We start from the raw sequence: 8,582 nt of genomic DNA, 5'->3' as shown, positions 1-8,582 counted from the left end.
TTTTTTCATAATTTTCAGAATTGTGTCAAATCCTTTGAAATATTATGATGTTTTCTGTCACTTATCGGCGACAGCTAGATTATAATAGCACAGGAAGATACTGGTGTCAACAATAAATTTCATTTTTTGATAATTTTATATATTATCCTCCTCAGCCTTAACCCAAATCCCCATTTTTCATATGTTCTGAACCATGCCGAAGCATAAACTTCTCCCGCCAGTCACCATATAGCTCCACATATGTACAATTAACAACATTTTCTCTGCACCGAATCCATACTGCTGTCAGCATCGCCTTTTCAAAGCCGCGTTTTCTATATCTCTTTCTTGTACTGGCAGGCTCCACATTTTCATCCTTTCATTCTCCTATACAGAGACCGACGCTTGTATCCATCTCTTCCCAGAGATGGATACAAGGATGCACAGCTCATATCTTATATATATCCCATCACATCTTTCAGATTCCCCACTCCGATCAGACGAATCTGAAACTCTCCCTGCAGCCCTTCCAGATTTGCCTTTGGCATAATGCAGGTGGTAAATCCCATTTTTTCCGCTTCCTTCACCCTCTGTTGTGCCTGACTGACTCCCCGCACTTCACCGGACAGGCCCACCTCACCGAAGATCAGGGTATCCGGATCCACAGTCCTGTTCTTATAGCTGGATATGATGGCTACCACGATTCCCAGATCAATGGCCGGTTCCCCCAGTTTCATGCCGCCTGCCAGATTGACGTATGCATCGCAGTTTCCAAGCGCCAGACCTGCGCGCTTCTCCAGGACTGCCATCAGCAGGTTGACACGGTTATAGTCTATGCCTACGGAAGTCCTTCTGGGAAGGCCAAAGTTTGTCTTTGTCACCAGCGCCTGGATTTCTATCAGGATTGGACGTGTTCCCTCCAAAGAGCACACTACTACTGTCCCGGAGGCATCTGTGGGGCGCCCGTTCAGCATAACCTGGGAGGGGTTTTTCACCTCCACCAGGCCGCGCTCCTGCATCTCAAACACACCGATTTCATTGGTGGAGCCGAAACGGTTCTTTACACTTCTCAAAATCCGGTAAGAGGCATGCCTGTCCCCTTCAAAATAGAGCACGGTATCCACCATGTGTTCCAGAACTCGGGGACCGGCAACACTTCCGTCCTTCGTCACATGACCTACAATAAATACGGAGATACCGCTGCCCTTTGCGATCTTCATAAGTATGCCTGTGGATTCCCGGACCTGTGAGACACTGCCCGGCGCGGATGATACCTCCTCATTATACATGGTTTGGATAGAGTCAATGATTACTGCCTCAGGCTTCTCATTTTCTATGGTCGTACTGATGGTCTCCAGGTTCGTCTCACAGAGAAGGCGCAAGTTCTCATTAAATTCCCCGATACGCCGTGCCCGCATTTTAATCTGCTGCAGGGATTCCTCCCCTGATATGTAGAGAATCTTATGCCCCAGATCTGAAAGAAGCTTGCACACCTGCAGAAGAAGGGTTGATTTTCCGATACCCGGATCTCCGCCCACCAGAACCATGGAGCCCTGGACCACGCCGCCGCCCAGAACCCGGTCTAATTCATCCATTCCGGTCTTTACCCGGTTGTCCTCACGGATGTCAATCTCGGAGAGCTTCACCGGCTTGCCTGCCCGTCCTCCCGTACTGCCTGCTGTTGCCTGCCCGGAGCTTTTTTTCGCCCCCTGTGAAACAGTCTCCTCCACAAAGGAATTCCACTCCCGGCATCCCGGGCACTGCCCCATCCATTTCGCAGATTCATATCCGCAGTTCTGGCAGAAAAAAACGGTTTTCTTAGCCTTTGCCATATTTTAATCCTTTCTGTTTTCCTTCCGTCAAATTTTCGCGTAAAATTGAAAAAGGGCCGGAGCACCACACTCCGACCCGCTGATTTTTAAACTGCTGCCCGTTCGGACAAAATCCTTTTTACAGTTTCCTGATACTTACAGATACCTGCTCGGACTGCTCAAGCTCAACGCTGAAGGACAGCTTGCCGCCCAGATTTGTCTTCATCTGACCTGCATTTACTCCATCTATGGTAATTGCATACTCTGTATCTTCTTCCAGTTCCACGGTGATCTGCGCATCTTTGGGGCCCTCTACCAGAAAGCTCATGCCATCCTCCACTACATCAAGATCCAGAACTGCAGTTCCCGGAACAGATTCATACACGAACATGCCGTTGCGCTCCAGCTTTGTAATTTCATTATATGTCTTTACTTTATACATATCTCCGTCATGCTCAAAGTCGGAAAGTTTGGATTTTGCTGCCAATTCATAATTCCCAAAGCTGATTTTACCGTTTTCCTCTGTTCGTATTAACTCTTTTACTACTGACATCTCAATGTCCTCCCACTTATGTCTTTCACCGGGGCCTTGATACCCTCGTGCCTTCCGGTGTCTTTGGTTATATTTCTCAATGGAAACCTTATATGCATGTTACCATAATTCGTAATCTTTTTCTAGTCATTCGACGGATTTACCACAAATTTTATTCCCTGTTTAGAAATGCCCAGAGTCACCTCATCGCCCTCTTTGATCTTCCCTTCCAGGATCTCCTCTGCCATGACATCCTCGATCTTGTTCTGGATAGCCCGTTTCAGCGGTCTTGCGCCGTACTTTGGATCAAAACCTTCTTTCGCGATGAGTTCTTTTACGCTGTCCCGCACCTTTAAGGTGATGTTCATCTGGTCCCTGCAGCGTTTGATCAGATCCTTCATGAGGATTCCCACGATCTTCTTGATCTCTTCTTTGTTGAGGGTGTGGAAGACGATGATCTCATCGATACGGTTCAGGAATTCAGGCTTGAACATGCGTTTTACCTCTTCCATTACCCCTTCCTTCATCCTTCTGTAATCCTGCTTTTCATCTTCCACGGCTCCGAATCCCAGCTTTTTCGGCGCTACGATGGCCTGGGCACCTGCGTTGGAGGTCATGATGATGATGGTCTCCTTGAAATCCACTTTCCTTCCCTGGGCATCTGTAATATGGCCGTCGTCCAGCACCTGGAGCAGAATATTGAACACATCCGGATGTGCCTTCTCGATTTCATCGAAAAGGATGACGCTGTAAGGATTTCTGCGGACCTTCTCACTGAACTGGCCGCCCTCCTCATAGCCCACATATCCCGGCGGTGAACCGATCAGCTTGGAGACGCTGTGCTTCTCCATATACTCGGACATATCCACACGGATCATGGACTGCTCGCTTCCGAATACCGCCTCTGCCAGCGCTTTTGAAAGCTCTGTCTTTCCTACGCCGGTGGGGCCCAGCAGCAGAAAAGAACCAATGGGGCGCTTGGGGTCTTTGAGTCCCACGCGTCCTCTCTTCACCGCTTTTGCCACTGCGGATACTGCTTCATCCTGGCCGATGACACGCCTGTGAAGGATATGCTCCAGACGGGCAAGGCGTTTTGACTCACCTTCCGCCAGCTTTTTGACCGGTATCTTGGTCCAGTCCGACACCACCTCAGCGATGTCCTCTTCCTTTACCACCAGCTTCTTATTCCTGCACTGCTTTTCATACCGCTCACGGGCCTTATTCAGCTCTTCCTCGGCTTTTTCCTGCTCCGCCTGGAGTTCCTTCGCCAGATCAAAATCCTGGGCTTTCACGGCCTCCTCCTTGGCTGCGTAGATGTGGCGGAGATGGTTCTCTGTCTGCACAATGCCCTCCGGCGTCTTATAACCGGCAAGCTGGACCTTGGATGCCGCCTCGTCAAGCAGGTCTATGGCCTTATCCGGAAGGAACCTGTCATTGATATACCGAATGCTCATGGTCACGGCTGCCTCTATGGCTGACTCCTCAATGACTGCCCCATGATGCTTTTCATAATAAGGCGCAAGGCCTTTTAAGATTTCCACGGCCTCCTCCTTGGATGGCTCCTCCACCATGACCGGCTGGAATCTCCGCTCCAGTGCAGCGTCCTTTTCAATATATTTTCTGTATTCATCTATGGTCGTGGCGCCGATGAGCTGAATCTCTCCTCTGGAAAGGGATGGTTTCAAAATATTGGACGCATCCAGTGCCCCCTCCGCGCCGCCTGCGCCGATAATAGTGTGCAGCTCGTCGATGAACAGAAGGATTCCCTTATTGTTCATGACTTCCTGTACTACTTTTTTGATTCTCTCTTCAAATTCTCCTCTGTATTTGCTGCCTGCCACCATACCGGACAAATCCAGCACTACCACACGCTTATCCAGCATGTTCTCAGGCACAAGTCCCCACACAATCCGCTGTGCAAGTCCCTCTGTGATGGCAGTCTTGCCCACGCCGGGCTCGCCGATCAGGCAGGGGTTGTTCTTGCTTCTCCGGCTCAGGATCTGGATGATCCTTGAAATTTCCTTTTCCCTGCCGATGACAGGGTCCAGTTTCCCGTCTGCAGCCATTTTGGTAAGATCGCGGCTGTACTGGTCCAGGGTGGGTGTCTGGCTTCCGGTGGATGCCTTCATCAGATTGCCGCTCTGCAGGTCCTCCTTTGGAATCATTTTATCCTTGCCCATGGCCTTCAGCACATCCAGATAGAGCTGCTGTATATTGATTCCCAGTGTGTGGAGAAGTCTGGTCCCCACACAGTCATATTCCTTCAGCATGGCGATCAGAATATGCTCCGTGCCTATGACGCCGCCGCCGAAATTGCCGGCTTCCTCTCTGGCGTTATCAAGCACCTTCTGTGCCCTCGGTGTATATCCCTGTGGATTTTCAAGTGCCACATCCCCCTGGGGGGCAATCAGTTTATCGATCAGCGCCAGCAGCTTCATCTCCTCCACGCCGGCTTCCGCAAGGACAAGTCCGGCTGTTCCCGCCGTCTCCTTCAGCAGTCCTGCAAGCAGGTGCTCGGTGCCCACATAGTTGTGGCTGCGTCCCTCGGCAGTTTTCTCAGCGGCTTTCAGCGCATTTACTGCCTGCTTTGAATAACGTTCTTTCATGCAAGTCTCCTTATTTTACTCATATTCTTCATAGATTTCATCTATCAGCTCATGGACCTCTGCCCTGGAAATATTCCGGCAGCTTCCTTTTGCCAAAAGAACCCTCAGTTCTTCCTTCATCTCCTCCAGGGCACGTATCTTATCCGCATCTATGGAAATGACAGCGCCTCTTCTCCTGTCGATCGTGACAAACCCCTCCTGCTTTAAAACCGAGTAGGCTTTATTTACCGTATGCATGTTAATGCCTATGGTGTCAGCCAGTTGTCTGACAGAAGGAAGATTTTCACCCTCCTGAAGCTTGGAGGTGGCAATTCCCAAAATAATCTGATTACACAGCTGAACGTAGATTGCTTCCTCACTGTTGAAATCGATCTCTATCAACATCCTTCCACCTGCTTTCTCTTTTGGAATTTGTTATATATAGGATAGCACAAATAAGGGCGTTGTTCAAGTGGATGGGCAAAAAAAGGAAACGCCCGGCGTATGCGGCGTTTCCTTTTCCTTTGTATCAATTGCTTTCCTTTTATGCCTCGTCGATTGCTTTGCCGATGTCACTGCGCATGTATTTGTTGTCAAAATCGATCCACTGAACTGCCTTGTACGCATTGGCACGGGCTTCCTTCAGATTTGCTCCCTTTGCGGTCACTCCCAGCACACGGCCTCCGTTTGTAACGATCTCACCGTCTTTGAAGGCAGTTCCGGCGTGGAACACATAGTAACCGTCCTTGTCTTTGAAGGTATCCAGCCCCTTGATGGGATATCCCTTCTCATAAGATACCGGATATCCGTCAGAAGCCAGAACCACGCAGACTGCTGCATTATCCTCAAACTGCAGGTCGATCTCATCCAGCCTGCCGTCCACACATGCCTCGAACACTTCCACAATGTCATTTTTCAGTCTCGGAATGACAACCTGTGCTTCCGGATCTCCAAAACGCGCATTGTATTCCAGAACTTTTGGCCCCTTCTCTGTGAGCATGAGTCCGAAGAAAATAATTCCCTTGAACTCTCTTCCCTCAGAAGCCATTGCGTCCACAGTGGCCTGATAGATGTATTTTTCACAGAAATCATCCACTTCCTTTGTATAGAAAGGACTTGGGGAGAAGGTTCCCATGCCGCCTGTATTCAGGCCCTGGTCTCCGTCTTTTGCGCGCTTGTGGTCCTGAGCGGAAGTCATGGTCTTGATCGTCTTGCCATCCACAAAGGAGAGCACAGACACTTCACGGCCTGTCATGAACTCCTCCACAACCAGTGTGTTGCCTGCGGAGCCGAATTTTTTATCCAGCATAATGGTTTTGACGCCTTCCTCTGCCTCCTCCAGGGTGTTGCAGATCAGCACGCCTTTTCCAAGCGCAAGGCCGTCCGCCTTCAGAACGATGGGGAACTCAGCCTTTTCACGCAGATACTTTAAGGCCTCCTCTGCATCCTCAAAATTCTCATAGCCCGCTGTAGGGATATTGTATTTTTTCATCAGGTCTTTTGAAAATGCCTTGGAGCCTTCCAGAATGGCGGCATTTTTTCTCGGGCCGAATACACGCAGACCCTCTCTCTCAAATACATCTACAACACCGCCTACCAGCGGGTCATCCATTCCCACAACTGTAAGGTCAATAGCGTTTTCCTTAGCAAATGCAGCCAGCTTTTCAAATTCCATGGCTTTTATATCTACACACTGGGCATACTCCGCAATTCCCGCATTGCCCGGTGCACAGTAAATCTTGTCCACTTTGGGGCTCTGTGCCACTTTCCATGCAATAGCATGCTCTCTTCCGCCGCTTCCGATAATTAATACTTTCATATTGCGCCTCTTCCTTCCGTTCACTCTTTTGTTTTCACAATACCGTCTTCCACAATTATCCTGCCGTTTGCGATCAGATCAATGGCTTTTGGCATAATGACCCACTCTGCCTCCTCCATGACTCTTCTCTGCAGGATTTCCGGGGTATCCCCTTCTTTTACTTCCACTGCTTTCTGCAGAATGATCGGGCCTGTGTCTGTACCCTCGTCCACAAAATGTACCGTGGCACCCGTCACTTTCGCACCTCTTTTTAAGACAGCTTCATGGACTTTGAGCCCGTAATAGCCGGTTCCGCAAAAAGCAGGAATCAGTGCAGGATGGATGTTGATGATCTTATTCGGAAAAGCTTTTACCATGATCTCGGGGATCACCACAAGGCAGCCTGCAAGAACGACCAGATCCGGCTTGTAGGACTGCAGGGTCTCAAGAAGCGCCTGATTGAAGGCTGCTCTGTTCTCATAGTTTTTCGGGGATACGCACAGCGCGTCAATTCCATGTGTTTTGGCGCGCTCCAGCGCATAGGCGCCGGGATTGTTGCTGATAACCACGGAAATCTCCGCATTCGTAATTGTTTTCTTGTCAATGGCATCTATTATGGCCTGCAGGTTTGTACCGCCGCCGGATACCAGAACTGCCAGTCTCAGCATTGTCTTACCAGCCTTTCTCCATGAGTTGAAAGCCCGCAGACTGCCTGTCTATGCAGGAATCTGCGGGAACTTATCATACTACACTAATTTAACGTCTTTGTCTCCTGCCTCGATGCGTCCGATGACATAGGGCGTCTCGCCTGCTGCCTTCACAGCTTCCATGGTCTTCTCCACATCTGCCGCGTCCACAGCCATCACCATACCGATACCCATGTTGTAGGTGTTGTACATCATTTTCTCGTCAATCTCACCTTTTTTCGCCATCAAAGTGAAGATCGGAGGGATTGGGTAGCTGTCCTTTTCGATCACTGCGCATACGCCGTCTTTCAGCATTCTGGGCACATTCTCATAGAATCCGCCGCCTGTGATATGGCTGCAGCCCTTGATGCGGACGCCGGCTTCCTTTACGCTTCTCAATGCCTTAACATAGATCTTAGTCGGTGCGATCAGTGCCTCACCCAGGGTTTTGCCCAGCTCGTCATAGTAAGTGTCCAGAGACTCTTTTGTCATGTTGAACACTTTTCTCACAAGGGAAAATCCATTGCTGTGCACACCGGAGGACGCCATGCCCACAAGTACATCGCCGTCTTTTAACTCCTTGCCTGTGATCAGGTCTTTTTCGTCTACAACACCCACAGCAAATCCTGCCAGGTCATATTCATCTTCCGGATAGAATCCGGGCATCTCTGCTGTCTCACCGCCGATGAGGGCTGCATTTGACTGCTCACAGCCTGCCGCCACACCTTTGACGATCTCAGCGATCTTTTCCGGGTAGTTCTTGCCGCAGGCAATATAATCCAGGAAAAACAGCGGTTCTCCGCCTGCGCACGCGATATCATTTACGCACATAGCCACACAGTCAATTCCCACTGTGTCATGCTTATCCATTATGAAAGCCAGTTTCAGCTTGGTACCCACACCGTCTGTTCCTGATACAAGAGTAGGTTTCTCCATGTTCTTAAATGCATCCATGGAAAAGGCACCGGAAAATCCACCGATATTGGTGAGCACTTCCGGTCTCATGGTCTTTTTAATGTGTTCCTTCATCAACTCTACTGATTTGTAGCCTGCTTCAATATCTACACCGGCATTCTTGTAATCCATTTTCATCCTCCAAAGGTTCTGTATTAATATTCGTAACTATTCAGCCAGCTGAATCGTTACGGGTATTCGCCCATTAAAAATCGCTTCGCGATGGGGCGAATACCT

7 protein-coding genes are annotated in these 8,582 nt (G+C 49.5%); all 7 read right to left on the bottom strand.

The features are described 5' to 3' along the window. Window positions 1-434 precede the first annotated feature (434 nt). The 7 genes from radA to purM all read right to left on the bottom strand — a co-directional run bounded on the left by radA (window position 435) and on the right by purM (window position 8,477). Window positions 435-1,811, bottom strand: a complete 1,377-nt coding sequence (gene radA / locus WMO65_RS25770) for a DNA repair protein RadA (protein ID WP_148393742.1) — start codon at window positions 1,809-1,811, stop codon at window positions 435-437. Window positions 1,812-1,929: 118 nt separating this feature from the next. Continuing rightward, window positions 1,930-2,343: a hypothetical protein gene (locus WMO65_RS25765; protein ID WP_033144211.1), complete on the bottom strand. Its 414-nt coding sequence runs from the start codon at window positions 2,341-2,343 to the stop codon at window positions 1,930-1,932. A 122-nt stretch (window positions 2,344-2,465) separates the two neighbouring features. After that, window positions 2,466-4,928 carry an ATP-dependent Clp protease ATP-binding subunit gene (locus tag WMO65_RS25760; protein ID WP_103732514.1) on the bottom strand — a complete coding sequence of 821 codons (2,463 nt, stop codon included), beginning with the start codon at window positions 4,926-4,928 and terminating at the stop codon, window positions 2,466-2,468. A gap of 15 nt (window positions 4,929-4,943) precedes the next feature. Further along, a complete protein-coding gene (locus WMO65_RS25755; RefSeq protein WP_033144213.1) occupies window positions 4,944-5,312 on the bottom strand; it encodes a GntR family transcriptional regulator in 369 nt (122 codons plus the stop codon). A 139-nt stretch (window positions 5,313-5,451) separates the two neighbouring features. Beyond that, on the bottom strand, window positions 5,452-6,726 hold the full coding sequence (gene purD / locus WMO65_RS25750; RefSeq protein WP_148393741.1) for a phosphoribosylamine--glycine ligase: 1,275 nt from the start codon (window positions 6,724-6,726) through the stop codon (window positions 5,452-5,454). A 20-nt stretch (window positions 6,727-6,746) separates the two neighbouring features. Next, window positions 6,747-7,373, bottom strand: a complete 627-nt coding sequence (purN, locus tag WMO65_RS25745; protein WP_033144215.1) for a phosphoribosylglycinamide formyltransferase — start codon at window positions 7,371-7,373, stop codon at window positions 6,747-6,749. A gap of 78 nt (window positions 7,374-7,451) precedes the next feature. Beyond that, entirely contained in the window at window positions 7,452-8,477 is a 1,026-nt protein-coding gene (gene purM, locus WMO65_RS25740) for a phosphoribosylformylglycinamidine cyclo-ligase (protein WP_148393740.1), read from the bottom strand. Between the last annotated feature and the right edge of the window lie 105 nt (window positions 8,478-8,582).

This window comes from Blautia caccae (genome assembly GCF_040095955.1).
Taxonomy (GTDB): Bacteria; Bacillota; Clostridia; order Lachnospirales; family Lachnospiraceae; genus Blautia; species Blautia celeris.
This window is presented reverse-complemented; position numbering and strand designations above follow the sequence as displayed.